This is a genomic window from Frankia sp. CeD (genome assembly GCF_000732115.1).
Taxonomy (GTDB): domain Bacteria; phylum Actinomycetota; class Actinomycetes; order Frankiales; family Frankiaceae; genus Frankia; species Frankia casuarinae.
Genome location: NZ_JPGU01000019.1, coordinates 1,161 through 15,962, shown reverse-complemented (window position 1 = coordinate 15,962; position 14,802 = coordinate 1,161). Strand labels below are relative to the sequence as shown.

The following is a 14,802-nucleotide window of genomic DNA, read 5'->3' as shown; positions in this document are numbered from 1 at the left end:
GGTCAGGAACACCCGTGGGGCTGGATCGGAATGCGGGCGCGGTCCGGGTAGGACGAACCGGTCGAGCAGGGCGACCGCGCCGGCCAGCGACGGGACCCGGCGCCAGTCGTCGCCGGGCTGCTCGCGCCAGCTCGACCGGCGCAGGACGAGCAGCGGAACGCCGGTGGCGCGCGCGGCCTGTGCGGCGTGCGTGGTCATCGTCGCGGCGAACGGGTGGGTCGCGTCGACCACCGCATCGATCCGTTCGGCCCGCAGGTAGTCGGCCAGGCCCGCCGCCCCGCCGAAGCCGCCGATCCGGATTTGGCAAGACGGTGGCAGCGCAGGCTCGCGGACTCGACCGGCCAACGAGTAGACGATCTCGATGCGTTCCGTGCCGGCGGGATCCGGGGAGCCGAGCCTGGTCGCCAGGCGGCGCGCCTCCCCGGTTCCGCCGAGCAGCAGCAGGCGGCGTGCCCCGGTCACCGAGCCCCGGGGGCGCCCGGTCACCGAGCCCGAGGGGCGGGATCCGGGCCACACGGCGCGGCGTTTGCCGGGGAGGCCTGGGAAACCGGGGAGGCCGGGGGAACGGACGACACGCATCCGTCCGGTCCGAAGCGTTCCCGGGAGTACAGGTAGCTGTCCCGGAAACCCTCCGCGGCCAGGGCGCGACCCACGATGATCACGGCCGTCCTGGTGAGCCCCGCGGCCCGCGCCCGACCGGCGATGTCGGCGAGCGTGCCGCGCAACACGATCTCGTCGGCCCGGCTGGCCCAGGCGACGACGGCTGCCGGGCAGTCCGTACCGTAGTTCGGCACGAGCTCGGCGACGAGCGTCTCGATACGGTGCACGGCCAGGTGCAGCACGAGGGTCGCCCCCGACCGGCCGAGGGTGGCGAGGTCCTCGCCGGGCGGCATGGGACTGGACAGCACGGCCGTGCGGGTCAGCACCACGCTCTGGGCGACGCCGGGAACCGTCAGCTCCCGGCGCAGCGACGCCGCCGCCGCGGCGAAGGCGGGGACACCCGGCGTCACGTCGTAGGCGATCCCGGCCGCGTCGAGCCGGCGCATCTGCTCGGCGACGGCGCTGTAGAGCGACGGGTCGCCGGAGTGCAGGCGGGCGACGTCGTGACCGGCGGCGTCGGCCGCGACCAGCTCCGCGACGATGTCGTCCAACGGCATCCGGGCGGTGTCGACGAGACGGGCCCCGGGCGGGCAGTGTGCCAGCAGCTCGACCGGGACGAGACTGCCGGCGTACAGGCAGACCGGGCAGGATGCGATCAGATTCCGGCCGCGGACGGTGATGAGGTCGGCGGCGCCCGGTCCGGCCCCGATGAAGTGCACGGTCACGCCGGCCCCCGCCGGTTGTCTCCGGGCAGCTGGACGTCTCCGGGCAGCTCGGCGGCGGGGGCGGCGGACGCTCGGCGCATGCTGCTGGGCACAACCGGGCACGCTAGCAGGACGCCGGCGGCGGCGAGCCCCCTCGGGGACGCTCCGGCACGGGCGTCGCTGGGCGTCGCGATCCGGCTGCTCGCGCACTGACGGGAAGCCGGACACCGCCCTCCGGAACGTCAGAGAGACCGCGGCCGCCGCGCCGCCACCCCCTCACCGGTTGCGGCGTGGGCCGTGGCCGCAGGCCGTGACCTGCGCCGCGGCCTCGTCCCTGCCAGCGGACGCCGGCTCGGTCCGCACCGGGTCACCCGGCGACGGGCCGGGCTGCGACGGGTTGGTCGGTGTGCCGTCCTCGTCGGAGCCGGCCCGCGCGACGGTGGCCGGGGTGCCGGTGTACAGCGGCGGTAGGGTGGTCAGCCCCCGAACCGTCGCGGGCCGGAAGATCCGTCGTTTCCGCCACACGAACAGTCCGGCCGCGATGGCCAGGACACCGCGGCCGTTGATTGTGTAGAGCGCGATCCCGCCNTCGTACTGCAGGATCGCGGCCACCAGCGCCAGCAGGCCCAGGAGAGCCGCTGGATGGCGACATTCGCGCAGCGCGTACTCCAGTCGGACGAGGACGAATCCTGCCAGAGCCGCGAGGGTCACCATCCACGGCGGACCGCCGATGGGCAGCAGCTCACCGAGCTGGGTGGGCAGGCGGTCGAACGCGTTGGTGATCCCGTAGGTGTCGGACAGGCGCGTCTTGAGGGAACGCGACTCCAGGTCGGAATTCAGTTTGTCGGGATTGAGAAAACGCGGGACGGCGATGTTGACGTCGTTCCACAGGGTTACCGGACCGATGGGCGGAGAACCGTCGCGGAGCCGTCGCAGGATTATCGACGGGTAGGAGTTCCCGTCCAGGCGGACCCCGAGGTCTCCCACCTCGCCCGGGTTTATCCCGCCTTCCAGATGGGTCAGACCGGAGGCCAGGGCCTGCAGGCGCTGCCCGGGACCCACGCTGTACCCGAACACCTGCCGGCCCGCGTCCGCGCGTGCCCCGTAGATGACGACGTAGGCCAGAACCACGAGCGCGACGACCGAGACGAGCTGCCGTCGGCGTATGGGAATCCCGACGATGGACAGTAGGTAGATCNCCGCNCCCGCGGCTATCGCCACCGGCAGCCGCTGCCCCGCCAGTGTGTGCAACGTACACTGGACGCCGAGCACCGGGAGGAATCCGCGGCCCTTCGTCCGCACGAGCACGGCGAAGCTTCCCAGGGCGAGGCCGACGACCAGGAACTGCGTCGCGAAGCCGCTGACGAGGTAGGGACTGCCGGTGACCGTCGAGGGGTCCGCGTGGCCGGGCGAGGTGTTCCTGCCGACCGCTGTCACGGCCACCGCAGCCAGGGCCAGCGGAGTCAGGACCCGCCAGTCGAAGAAGTCCAAGACTTCCTCCCGGCGGAAACCGGTGGACGGCGGCGTGCGCGGGGTCGCGAAGCGATNACCGAAAGCGAACGCGAGCAGGGAGAACCCGACCAGAACGGTGTAGGCCGCGACGTCGGACTCCGTGGTCAACAGCCGGTTGTCACTGTAGGACGGCACCAGGACCTGCAGGACCTCCGTCACCCCGTGGTAGACGATGGCGGCACCGACGAACATCAGCCCGAGACTGGACACGGCGTGCCGGCCCCGACCGCGAACCACCACGACCAAGGCGAGCCCCTGCAGCAGCAGACCCAGCGCTAGCGTGGCCGACACTCCGCACCTCCGCCCGTCGTGCCGGGTGCTCTCCGGGGGAGCCCCGGTCCGATGGTGACCGGCCCGGGCGACCCGAACCGCGCCATCCTTCCCGCATGGTGAACAGGCTTGATAAATCCGTTTACAGACGATTTCTGNACGGCCGCCGTTGCACGTCTGCTTCCGGCGTTGNGCTGAAGACCGTCGACCGGATAGCTCCGCGTGCTGCCCATGAACATCTCCGGACCGATCTCTACCAGGCCGCAGCCCAGATCTTCGTCGACCTCGTGGAGTACACCGACTCCCCACGGGCCTGAGCCGGGCCGGTGGTGGACGGGCCGGGTCACGACGCCGCGGGTGGGGGGCCTCGCGGTTGGCGCCCCGCAGCGCCAGCGTCATGATCCTGCGTTCCGGGGGTTGCTCCGGAATGGCCGCGGCGGTGTCGGTTGTTCGGTCGGGACGGTCGGGACGGTCGAATCTGTCGGGACGTTCGAAGGGGATGGGCTCGCGCACCGGCATCGCCGCGTCCCCCCGGACGACGACGAGCCCGTCCAGTACCTCCTCCAGCAGCGGCGCCGCCGTCACGTCGACCGCGGCCGCACCGGTGATGACCGCACAGAGGATCCACCGCGGCCCCTCGATGCCGAAGATGCGGGCGGGCAGGCGGCCGACGGCCGTGTCGAGCGGCATGCGCAGCTCGGGGCCGTAGGGCCCGTCCTCGTCGTTCCATTCCGTGTCCTCCGGTGCCGAGAGCACCAGGTCCTCGCGGATCGACGCCCACAGGCCGCCGCTGCGCGGGGCGGCGAGGACGGACAGCTCCAGGACGGATGTCCCGTCCATCGCGGCCAGGGTGGGCATCGGCCCGGAGGCCGAGACCCGGATCCGGGTGCCGTTCACCCGCGGCACCACGAGAGCTCCGAAATCCGCTCGCGCCCGGCCGTCATCGGGCGCGTCCACCGCGTCGAACGGACCCCGGCCCAGCCGGGCGCCCCCGCTCGTCGTGGCGCTGGTTCCCGTGGCACCGGTTCCCGTTTCACCGGGCTTCCTCGCGTCACCGTCGCCCTTACCGGCCGCGGTACCGGCCCCGGTACCGGCCCCGGTGCCGGCATGGTCGTCCGGCTCCGGCTGCGCCGACTTTCGGCGCCGACGGTGGATGAGTAGCCCTCCTAGCATCCTGACCACCTCCCAGGAAGAAGCTTGGAGTGGCTGATGGATTACTTAAGGTAGGCGCGCCGCTGGTGGGGCCGGGAGATTCCCCGGGAGGTTGGCCGGGCCGCAACGTCCTCGGATCGGCCCTGATGGAGGCACGCGACAGGTCGCGGGCGGTGTACGGCCCCCGCGATGTGCCCGAGTAAATCGCGCAACGGGATGGCCGGGCGCTGAGTTGTCCGGGACCATCGGACAGGTGTCAGTTCCACATCAGAAGGCGTCGCTGCCTAAGTCCTGGATGGTCTCCGAGTCACTGAGCGGAGGGATGAAGCTCCCTTTCGTTGTCGGCCTGGACGACTCGGACACGCCCTACGACGTCGTCGACGCACTCGCCCTGGCTCCTTTCACAACCGGTGAGCAGCCCTGGGCCCGCAGTGCCCGGGTCGACCGGCTCCGGCCGGGAGCCACGCTGCTGCCGTCAGGGGCAAGGGTCCTGCGCGCGGTTGTCGAGGAGTCCCGCGATTCACGTCTCGCGGTCGGCGAGGGCTGGACAGTGCGAGCCGTGCGCTGGCGCGGCGGGGGTGGTGAGGTGACCGTCACCGCGGTGAGCGAACAGCTCGCCCGGGTGGTGATCGAGGACGTGCTCCGCTCGTCCGTCGCCGAGAGCGGTGCGGACAACGCCGTCAACATGGGTTTCTGGTATCTGTCCAGTCAACGTGGTCCGATCCGGACCAGCCGCCGGACGGCCACCACGACGTGGGCTTCGNTCCGCGCCAACTACGCGTCGGCCGCCGTGGGCCCGCTCGACCGGCTCATGGCGGTTCGCCGGGACAACGTGGTCGGCCGCCTGATCCTCCTGCATGGTCCGGCGGGAACCGGGAAGACGACCGTGCTGCGGGCCCTGGCGAACGAATGGCGATCCTGGTGCCAGGTCGACTGCGTCCTGGATCCCGAGGCGCTGTTCGCCGATCCCGCCTACCTGATGGAGGTCGCGATCGGCTTCGACGACGACGGGGACCCGGAGGGGGAGAGCGCCGACGCCCGCGGCGCCGACGGCGGGGGTACCGACGGCGGGNTCGCGTGGGCCGGGGATGCGGACAGCGGCGATGCCGGGTCCGGGGATGCGGACAGTCATGGTGCCCAGGCCGCGGCGACCGACCGCATGGGCGAGCCACCCGCCCACCGGTGGCGGCTGCTGGTGATCGAGGACTGCGACGACCTGATCCGTGGGGACGGCCGGGGTGCGGCTGGCCAGCAGCTCTCTCGACTGCTGAACCTCACCGATGGTCTGGTCGGGCAGGGCCGCGAGGTGTTGGTCGCCCTGACCACGAACGAGGATCTGCTGCGCATGCATCCCGCGGTTGTCCGTCCCGGCCGCTGTCTTGCCCAGATCGAGGTGGGAGCCCTGCCACACACCGAGGCGGTGTCCTGGCTGGGCTCCGCGGAGGGAGTCCGGTCGAGCATGACGCTGGCGGAGCTGTTCGCCCTGCGGGACGGCCGGGGCCTGCCGCGGCCCACCACCACGGACGCCCGCCACGGCATGTACCTGTGACGGCTGCGCGCCGTACTCCCGATTCGGGCCCGCCTGGCCGGGAGCGGGCCGGGTAGTCCCGCCGGCCCGACGGCGCCGCGCCCTGCGCGGTGCCGTCGGGTGGCCGGACCGTCCCGGTCGGACGCCACCGGTCAGGCATCGCTAAAGTTAGCCACCGGGGAGCAACCGGTGTATTTCGGATCGCCGGATCCTGGTCTTGGTCTCGGTCGTGGGTGAATGTCGGTGAAGGGGTGAATGTCGGTGAAGGGGTGAAGGTCCGGCAACGGCAACGGGGATCGGCCGTCTGCCCGACGGTCCCCGCCGCCGTCTGCCTTGACGACGAGGTTAGCGGTCGTTAACTTGGGGGCGTTGTTTCGGGGCCCGACGTCCACTCGTGGGGGTGACTGTGAGCGCAGCACGCGCCGGAACCATCGCGGGTCGGCGGTCCGACGAGGTCCGGCGGTCCTCGGCCATGCCGGTCCTGACCAGTCGGGTCGATGCCGCGGGTGAACAGGGACGGCGCAATGCCGAGAGGCATTGGCACGCTGTGACCGATCTCCAGGAGCGGTTGGCGGTGGCGGCGGTCGGCGGGTCGGAGCAGGCGCGGTCCCGCCACGTGGCTCGCGGCAAACTCCTGCCCCGCGACCGGGTCGACACGCTGCTCGACCGGGGGAGTCCTTTTCTGGAGCTCTCCCCGCTCGCCGCGAACGGCTTTTACGAGGATCCGGTTCCGGGGGCGGGCGTCANCACCGGCATTGGCCGGATCTCGGGTCGGGAATGCATGGTAGTCGCCAACGATGCCACGGTCAAGGGTGGCACCTACTATCCGTTGACCGTGAAGAAGCATCTGCGCGCCCAGGAGGTGGCGCTACAGAATCGGCTGCCCTGTGTCTATCTGGTCGACTCTGGGGGAGCGTTTCTTCCGCTGCAGGACCAGGTCTTCCCGGATCGGGAGCATTTCGGGCGGATCTTCTTCAACCAGGCCCGGATGTCCTCGCTGGGAATCTCCCAGATCGCGGCGGTGCTCGGTTCGTGCACGGCGGGCGGCGCGTACGTTCCCGCGATGGCCGACGAGGCGGNGNTAGTCAGGNANCAGGGGNCGATCTTNCTCGGTGGTCCGCCGCTCGTGAAGGCCGCGACCGGCGAGGTGGTGTCGGCCGAGGATCTCGGCGGCGGGCTGCTGCACTCCCGCACCTCCGGGGTGACCGACCACCTGGCCGAGGACGACGCCCATGCGCTGCGGATTGTGCGCTCCATCGTCGCGGGCCTCGCGCCGCGCGGGCCGCGGCCGTGGGAACTGGAGCCGACCGAGGCACCGACGGTCGACCCGGCCGGGCTGTACGCCGCGGTACCGACGGACGGGCGTACCCCCTATGACGTGCGAGAGGTGATCGCGCGCATCGTTGACGGCAGCCGTTTCGCGGAGTTCAAGAAGGAGTACGGAACGACGCTGGTCACTGGGACCGCCCGCCTCCATGGCCATCCCGTGGGGATCGTNGCGAACAACGGGGTGCTCTTCGGCGAGTCGGCGCTGAAGGGCACCCATTTCATCGAGCTCTGCGATCAGCGCGGTATCCCGTTGGTGTTCCTGCAGAACATCACCGGTTTCATGGTGGGTCGGGAGTACGAGGCCGGCGGCATCGCGAAGCATGGCGCGAAGATGGTTAACGCGGTTGCCTGTGCCCGGGTGCCGAAGTTCACCGTGGTGATCGGCGGTTCGTTCGGCGCGGGTAACTACTCGATGTGCGGCCGGGCATTCTCGCCCCACTTTCTGTGGATGTGGCCGAATGCCTGCGTCTCGGTGATGGGCGGGGAGCAGGCGGCGGCGGTGCTGGCGACCGTGCGCCGGGACCAGATGGAAGCCGCGGGGGTCGCCTGGAGCGAGGCCGACGAGGTCGCCTTCCGGGCGCCGATCCTGAATCGGTACGCGGAGCAGGGCAGCCCGTACTATTCGACCGCTCGGCTGTGGGACGACGGTGTCATCGATCCGGCCGACACCCGTATGGTGCTGGGCCTGGGCCTGTCGGTGGCGGCGAACGCTCCGCTGGAACCGGTGGGCTACGGCGTCTTCCGGATGTGAGGGGGACATCCTGGCGTGCGGAAACATCCGATGTGAGGAAACCAATCGTGAGGATCAAGGGTGTCCACGGCTGATCTGTCCGCCACGAATCACGCAGGCGGCGATCCCGGCATCGCGGGTTCCGCCGGTTCCGCCGGTCACGGCGGCGGTGCCGGCCACGGTCCGGATGGCCATTCCACGCCGGCCCGGCCGGCGGGCGTCGTGCCGCCGAGGGCACCGGGAACGTCGGGTCTGACGTTCTCGTCGGTGCTCGTCGCGAACCGGGGTGAAATCGCCGTCCGGGTGATCCGCACACTGCGCGATCTCGGTATCCGGTCCGTCGCCGTCTACTCAGACGCCGACGCTGGGGCGCGGCACGTCCGGGAGGCGGATGTCGCGGTGCGGCTGGGCCCGGCGCCCGCGAAGGNGAGCTACCTCAGCATCGAGGCCGTGCTGGAGGCGGCGAGGGTATCCGGGGCGGAGGCCGTCCATCCCGGTTATGGCTTCCTCGCCGAGAACGCGGCCTTCGTACAGGCCTGTGAGACGGCCGGAGTGCTCTTCATCGGACCGTCGCTTGCCGCGGTGCAGGTGATGGGCGACAAGATCACCGCGCGGCGGACGGTGGCGGAGGTGGGGGTGCCGGTCGTGCCGGGCCGGTCGGCGCCGGGCATGAGCGATGCCGCGNTCGCCGAGGCCGCCGGTCAGATCGGCTATCCGGTGCTGCTCAAACCCTCGGCAGGGGGTGGTGGCAAGGGGATGCGCATCGTCCGCGAGCCCGCCCGACTGCCGGAGGCGATCGCGTCGGCCCGCCGGGAGGCCGCCGCCGGCTTCGGGGACGACACCCTGTACGTGGAGCGGTTCATCNCCCGNCCCCGCCACGTCGAGGTCCAGATCCTCGCCGACGAGCACGGCAGCGTGCTCCACCTGGGTGAGCGGGAGTGCAGCCTGCAACGGCGCTACCAGAAGATTGTTGAAGAGGCGCCGGCGCCGGCGCTCGACGCGCGGACCAGGGAGCGGCTCGGGGGGGCGGCGGTCGCCGTCGCCAGCGCCGTCGGCTACGTCGGAGCGGGCACGGTCGAGTTCATCCTGTCCGCCGACGCGCCGGATGAGTTTTACTTCATGGAGATGAACACCCGGCTCCAGGTCGAGCATCCGGTCACCGAGCTGGTGACGGGGGTGGACCTGGTCGCCGAGCAGATCCGGATCGCGGCCGGGGAGCCGTTGCGCTTCGGTCAGGCCGACATCCGCCTAACCGGGCACGCGGTGGAGGCGCGGATCTACGCCGAGGACCCCGGGCGGGGATTCCTGCCGACCGGCGGTAGGGTGCTGACTTTCCGGGAACCGGCCGGGCCGGCCATCCGCGTCGACGCCGGCATCGGGGCCGGGGACATCGTGAGCACCACGTATGATCCTATGCTGGCCAAGGTGATCGCCTGGGGCGCGGACCGCGCCGCCGCGATCGCCCGCCTCGACACCGCGCTCGCCGGCACGGTCCTGCTCGGGGTGACGACCAACATCGGCTTCCTGCGCTCGCTGCTCGCCCATCCGGACGTCGTCGCCGGGCGGCTCGACACCGGTCTCGTCGAACGTGATCTCGCCGCCCTCACCCAGGACGATCTGCCCGGCGAGGCGTTCCTCGGATACGCCCTGGCCAGGCTGCTGACGTTGCAACCGGCCGGTCCGGTGGTCGACCCGTGGGACATCCCCTCCGGATGGCGGCCCGGTGAGCCCGCGTGGCTGACCTGGGAGGTCGCCCTGCCCGGTGGGGCAGTACCGTCCGGCGGCCCCGACGGCGCCGAACCTGGTGGCAGCGCGCCACCCGAGATCGGGGCCGGGGTTGAGGGCGGGGCCGGGAACATCCACGGGGATGGGAACATCCACGGGGATGGTAACGGCCACGGGGATGGGGTGGAGCCGGGACGCGGGGAGCGGACGGTGTCAACGCTGCGGGTCGCGGCGCGCGGCACCCCCGACGCGGCCCGGGTCCGGATCGCCGACGGGCCGCCGGTCGCCGCATCGGTCAGTCAGCTCGGCGACGAGCTGCTCGTCACGATCGGTGCGGTCACCACCCGGTGGGCCTACGCGTGGGAGCCCGCCGACGGGATCCTCTGGCTTGGCCGCGACGGTGGGGCGTGGGGCCTGGCCGAGGTGATTCCGGTGGCGGGCACCGGGGCCGGGCCGGTGCCCGGCGGGCAGGCGCGTAGCCCCATGCCGGGCACGGTGACCGCGGTGTTGGTCGAACCGGGGATGACCGTGGCGGACGGGCAGTCGCTGGCCGTCGTCGAGGCCATGAAGATGGAGCACACCGTCTCGGCGACGGGCGCCGGGATCGTCAAGGAAGTACTCGTCCGGCCCGGCGACCTCGTCGCCCTGGACCAGCTGCTGGTGGTGATGTCCGTGGCGGGCCCGGCCGACCCCNACCCCGAATCCGGAGCAGTCGCTCCGGCGGGCCGGCGAAATGTGGAGGGTTGAGCATGGTTTGACGCCGTCGGACCGTGCTCAACCCTCCACAACTTTCCGTTGTCCTTTCCGTTGTCCGCGGCGGCCACCCTGGGTCGGTCGCCGGAGTCAGTGCAGGCCGGAAACGTCAATCCTTCTCTCAGCGCCCAGCCAGCCGCCGCAGGAGCGTCTTGCGGGCATCGGCCTCGGCCAGGTTGGACAGGTCGAGGTGGGCCGAGGAGGCCTGATCGAATGCGGCCGGCACGGCACAGGCCTCGACCAGGACGGTGACGAGTCTGCACGCGGACCCGGTCGGGTCATCCGCGTCCAGGGCCGCTCGCCCGGGTTGCGTCGGTCCCCGGCCGGGTGGATGTCCGTCCGAGGCAGGTCAGGGCGACGGCCAGCAGGGACAGCGGGATCTGGTCGCGCCACAGGTCGACCAGACCGGCCCGGCGTGCCCAGTCCTTCGCCGCCGATCGGACCCGGTCGATGAGCAGGAACAGCCACCGCGGCACGAGGTCTCCGTCCTGCTCCGGGTCGAGCAGCAGATCGATGACGGCGGTGCGTTGCGCCGCGGACAGCTCCGACAGTCTCCGGGCAAGGATGTGCAGGACCAGATGGACGGGATCCCGGGTGAGCACGGCGTCGGCCGCGTACCGCGACAGGTCGATCAGCTGATACGTCGTGTCGACGTTGCGCAGTGAGGACGGGATCAGGATGTTCTCGATGTGCAGGTCGCCGTGGGCCTTCCCGACGAAGGTCGGGATGCGAATACCGTCCGTGCGCGATGGATCCAGGACCAGTGCGAACGGGTTCGGCAGTGGGTTGTCCTCGCCTTCGGCGTCGATGGTGGGGCCGGGGTACGCAGCGGCGGTGCGCCGCGGGCGGTTGCCCGGGGCGAGCCGCTCGGCGAGCTGACGCGCAAGGATGGTCGGCACGTCCAGTGACGGCAGAAGGGCCGGCCCCACCCACTCATCGAGGACCACCCCGACCACCCCGAATCGTGAAGTACACCATGACCCGGGCTGGCAGCAGCCTGGTACGCCGTTCCTGCCGTTTCGTCTCCACCAGCGCTTCATCGACGAGATCCCGGGGAACGATTCTGGCGAGCACACCGATCGAAATACGGTCGGTCAGCCGCTCGCTGTCCACGGCTGGCAATTCCACCTCAACATCGAGGATTCAGCGACCCACCTCGGGGACGCCAACATCTCCGCCAACTTGATCATGGACAAGGCCGGGCACAAGTCGCTGCGCAGCGTGCAGCGCTACGTCAAGCCGGGCCTGGCCGCCGTGCACCAGGCCACCGAGGTGCTGTCCGGCCCGCGGCGCCGGGAGTAGCTCGGGATCAACGCAGGTTGGGCATATCCGCGCGGTCGTGCATCTGCTGGCCACCGCTCATCGAGGAGGGCCGGGACCTGTCCTCGATGAGCGGCATCCTGGCCGACAGCTCCTATCGTCTGTTGCCGGCCGGACGGCCGGGCCTCACGTCAGGTGCCGGGTGAAGAACCGGGCCGCAGCGTCCCCCGCGAACTGCGGGACGCCGGTGTGCCCGCCCAGATTGGCGTGCAGCGTCTTCTCCTTGGAGCCGAAGGCGTCGAACAGGTCCAGGGCCAGCTGCCGGTCGTTTCCTTCGTCGTCCCACTGCAGCAGGACGTGCAGCGGAATGGTGACCTGGCGGGCCTCCTCGAACATGGTGTGGGGCACGAAACTCCCGGCGAACAGAACGGCGGCCGAGATGCGCGGCTCGACCACCGCCAGCCGGATCCCGATGGCGATCACTCCCCCCGAGTACCCGACCGGGCCGCCGATCTCGGGCAGCGAAAGGAAGGCGTCCAGGGCGGCCTGCCATTCCGGGACCGCCTTTTCGACCAGCGGGAGGACGAGCCGGTCCACGATCTCCTCGTCGACCGGCTCGCCGGCCTTCAGCGCCCGGTGCAGGTCGACGCGGGCCTGCTCAGCGGTGGCGGAACGGGGCCGGTCACCGCTTCCGGGGAGCTCGATGGTGGCCGCGGCGAAGCCGTCCGCCGCGGAGCGCCGGGCCCGGGCCACCAGTCGGGGGTACATCTTGTGCAGTCCGCCGGGGTGACCGAGCAGGATCAGCGGGGCCGGTGCGGATGCGGATGCGGGAGTCCACAGGATGCCGGGGATCTCGCCGAGGGTGAATGCGCGTTCGAGGACACCGTCGTCGAGGCGCTGTTCAGACGTGAATCGCATGGTCGTGCCTTTCGGGAGTGCTTGTGAACGGCGCTCCCGGACGACCTATCGCCCGACCGTGACCCCGGAGGGGAGCACCCATGTCGATACTGCGTTCACGGGTACCACCTCCTCGTTCTTTCGCACGGCCTCCGGCAAGCTAGCAGTGGTCACCGTGATCCGCCAACAGGTTTTCCCAGAGGCTCCGTGGCCGGATGCCCCGGAGCCACTCGCAGCGCTCCGCCAGCCCGATGGCGCGGTGCGCGGTGGCGTCCCTCGACGACCTGGCGCAGATCATCGCCGGGTTGAGGCTGTCCGTGGGGGACCACACTGGCAGCGACCGTTGATCGGGTGGTCTGTAGTCGAGCGCTTCTTGGGTTAGCTGTCACGGTGCGTCACGCCGAGGGGCTCCTTGTTGTCAGGAGCGACGCTGTGACACGGGGGTTGTCAGGGGCCACCGGACAAGGCGTAGGAGTAGAGCAGGATCAGCGTCGCGGCGACTCGATCTAGCAGCGGAAGGTCGGTGTCGGTGACGGCGCGGCGNGCTTCATCGACGAGATCCCGGGGAACGATTCTGGCGAGCACACCGATCGAAATACGGTCGGTCAGCCGCTCGCTGTCCACGGCTGGCAATTCCACCTCAACATCGAGGATTCAGCGACCCACCTCGGGGACGCCAACATCTCCGCCAACTTGATCATGGACAAGGCCGGGCACAAGTCGCTGCGCAGCGTGCAGCGCTACGTCAAGCCGGGCCTGGCCGCCGTGCACCAGGCCACCGAGGTGCTGTCCGGCCCGCGGCGCCGGGAGTAGCTCGGGATCAACGCAGGTTGGGCATATCCGCGCGGTCGTGCATCTGCTGGCCACCGCTCATCGAGGAGGGCCGGGACCTGTCCTCGATGAGCGGCATCCTGGCCGACAGCTCCTATCGTCTGTTGCCGGCCGGACGGCCGGGCCTCACGTCAGGTGCCGGGTGAAGAACCGGGCCGCAGCGTCCCCCGCGAACTGCGGGACGCCGGTGTGCCCGCCCAGATTGGCGTGCAGCGTCTTCTCCTTGGAGCCGAAGGCGTCGAACAGGTCCAGGGCCAGCTGCCGGTCGTTTCCTTCGTCGTCCCACTGCAGCAGGACGTGCAGNGGAATGGTGACCTGGCGGGCCTCCTCGAACATGGTGTGGGGCACGAAACTCCCGGCGAACAGAACGGCGGCCGAGATGCGCGGCTCGACCACCGCCAGCCGGATCCCGATGGCGATCACTCCCCCCGAGTACCCGACCGGGCCGCCGATCTCGGGCAGCGAAAGGAAGGCGTCCAGGGCGGCCTGCCATTCCGGGACCGCCTTTTCGACCAGCGGGAGGACGAGCCGGTCCACGATCTCCTCGTCGACCGGCTCGCCGGCCTTCAGCGCCCGGTGCAGGTCGACGCGGGCCTGCTCAGCGGTGGCGGAACGGGGCCGGTCACCGCTTCCGGGGAGCTCGATGGTGGCCGCGGCGAAGCCGTCCGCCGCGGAGCGCCGGGCCCGGGCCACCAGTCGGGGGTACATCTTGTGCAGTCCGCCGGGGTGACCGAGCAGGATCAGCGGGGCCGGTGCGGATGCGGATGCGGGAGTCCACAGGATGCCGGGGATCTCGCCGAGGGTGAATGCGCGTTCGAGGACACCGTCGTCGAGGCGCTGTTCAGACGTGAATCGCATGGTCGTGCCTTTCGGGAGTGCTTGTGAACGGCGCTCCCGGACGACCTATCGCCCGACCGTGACCCCGGAGGGGAGCACCCATGTCGATACTGCGTTCACGGGTACCACCTCCTCGTTCTTTCGCACGGCCTCCGGCAAGCTAGCAGTGGTCACCGTGATCCGCCAACAGGTTTTCCCAGAGGCTCCGTGGCCGGATGCCCCGGAGCCACTCGCAGCGCTCCGCCAGCCCGATGGCGCGGTGCGCGGTGGCGTCCCTCGACGACCTGGCGCAGATCATCGCCGGGTTGAGGCTGTCCGTGGGGGACCACACTGGCAGCGACCGTTGATCGGGTGGTCTGTAGTCGAGCGCTTCTTGGGTTAGCTGTCACGGTGCGTCACGCCGAGGGGCTCCTTGTTGTCAGGAGCGACGCTGTGACACGGGGGTTGTCAGGGGCCACCGGACAAGGCGTAGGAGTAGAGCAGGATCAGCGTCGCGGCGACTCGATCTAGCAGCGGAAGGTCGGTGTCGGTGACGGCGCGGCGGCGGGCGAGGAACTCCTCGGCATGCCAGGCATCTCGTACTCCAGTGACAGTGATCCTTACGTGGTCGCGGCACGGGCGACGGCCGACTGGTTGGCTCGGATCCGGGTTTGGAAGTGGTAGAGGCGGGCGCG

General features: G+C 70.7%; 9 protein-coding genes and 2 pseudogenes (1 of these 11 cut by a window edge). 3 read left to right on the top strand and 8 right to left on the bottom strand.

The window, feature by feature from the left end:
* From CED_RS12190 to CED_RS22580, 3 genes and pseudogenes are all read right to left on the bottom strand, one after another.
* A pseudogene (locus tag CED_RS12190) lies at positions 1-486 on the bottom strand (cobalt-precorrin-6A reductase); it reaches 345 nt to the left of the window's first position.
* On the bottom strand, positions 483-1,325 hold the full coding sequence (gene cobM / locus CED_RS12185; protein ID WP_011435962.1) for a precorrin-4 C(11)-methyltransferase: 843 nt from the start codon (positions 1,323-1,325) through the stop codon (positions 483-485). The pseudogene CED_RS12190 and the gene cobM overlap by 4 nt, the downstream one beginning before the upstream one ends.
* Positions 1,326-1,580: 255 nt before the next feature.
* Entirely contained in the window at positions 1,581-4,259 is a 2,679-nt protein-coding gene (locus CED_RS22580) for a DUF3710 domain-containing protein (RefSeq protein WP_152569735.1), read from the bottom strand.
* 232 nt (positions 4,260-4,491) lie between these two features.
* On the opposite strand from CED_RS22580, the gene CED_RS12170 reads away from it, so the two are divergent.
* The 3 genes from CED_RS12170 to CED_RS12160 all read left to right on the top strand — a co-directional run bounded on the left by CED_RS12170 (position 4,492) and on the right by CED_RS12160 (position 10,297).
* Positions 4,492-5,787 carry a DUF5925 domain-containing protein gene (locus tag CED_RS12170; RefSeq protein WP_035910613.1) on the top strand — a complete coding sequence of 432 codons (1,296 nt, stop codon included), beginning with the start codon at positions 4,492-4,494 and terminating at the stop codon, positions 5,785-5,787.
* Positions 5,788-6,238: 451 nt separating this feature from the next.
* Entirely contained in the window at positions 6,239-7,846 is a 1,608-nt protein-coding gene (locus tag CED_RS12165) for a carboxyl transferase domain-containing protein (RefSeq protein ID WP_035910674.1), read from the top strand.
* A 246-nt stretch (positions 7,847-8,092) separates the two neighbouring features.
* Positions 8,093-10,297 carry a biotin carboxylase N-terminal domain-containing protein gene (locus tag CED_RS12160; protein WP_035910671.1) on the top strand — a complete coding sequence of 735 codons (2,205 nt, stop codon included), beginning with the start codon at positions 8,093-8,095 and terminating at the stop codon, positions 10,295-10,297.
* Positions 10,298-10,581: 284 nt separating this feature from the next.
* Here the strand turns inward: CED_RS12160 and CED_RS12155 are convergent, their stop codons facing one another.
* From CED_RS12155 to CED_RS25300, 5 genes and pseudogenes are all read right to left on the bottom strand, one after another.
* Positions 10,582-11,250 (bottom strand): hypothetical protein, encoded by a 669-nt coding sequence (locus CED_RS12155; protein WP_023840475.1) that lies wholly within the window; start codon positions 11,248-11,250, stop codon positions 10,582-10,584.
* 13 nt (positions 11,251-11,263) lie between these two features.
* A pseudogene (locus CED_RS12150) lies at positions 11,264-11,446 on the bottom strand (transposase domain-containing protein); the annotation flags it as partial.
* Positions 11,447-11,749: 303 nt separating this feature from the next.
* Complete coding sequence (locus CED_RS12145) at positions 11,750-12,481, bottom strand: dienelactone hydrolase family protein (RefSeq protein WP_011435969.1); 732 nt, start codon at positions 12,479-12,481, stop codon at positions 11,750-11,752.
* Positions 12,482-13,417: 936 nt separating this feature from the next.
* Positions 13,418-14,149, bottom strand: a complete 732-nt coding sequence (locus CED_RS12140) for a dienelactone hydrolase family protein (protein ID WP_011435969.1) — start codon at positions 14,147-14,149, stop codon at positions 13,418-13,420.
* A gap of 426 nt (positions 14,150-14,575) precedes the next feature.
* A partial coding sequence (locus CED_RS25300; RefSeq protein WP_235187043.1) for a hypothetical protein occupies positions 14,576-14,802 on the bottom strand: 227 nt, incomplete at its 5' end.

Excerpts from the sequence above, each read along its gene's own strand:
- CED_RS12145 (WP_011435969.1), bottom strand. The coding sequence starts at position 12,481 with ATGCGATTCACGTCTGAACAGCGCCTCGACGACGGTGTCCTCGAACGC.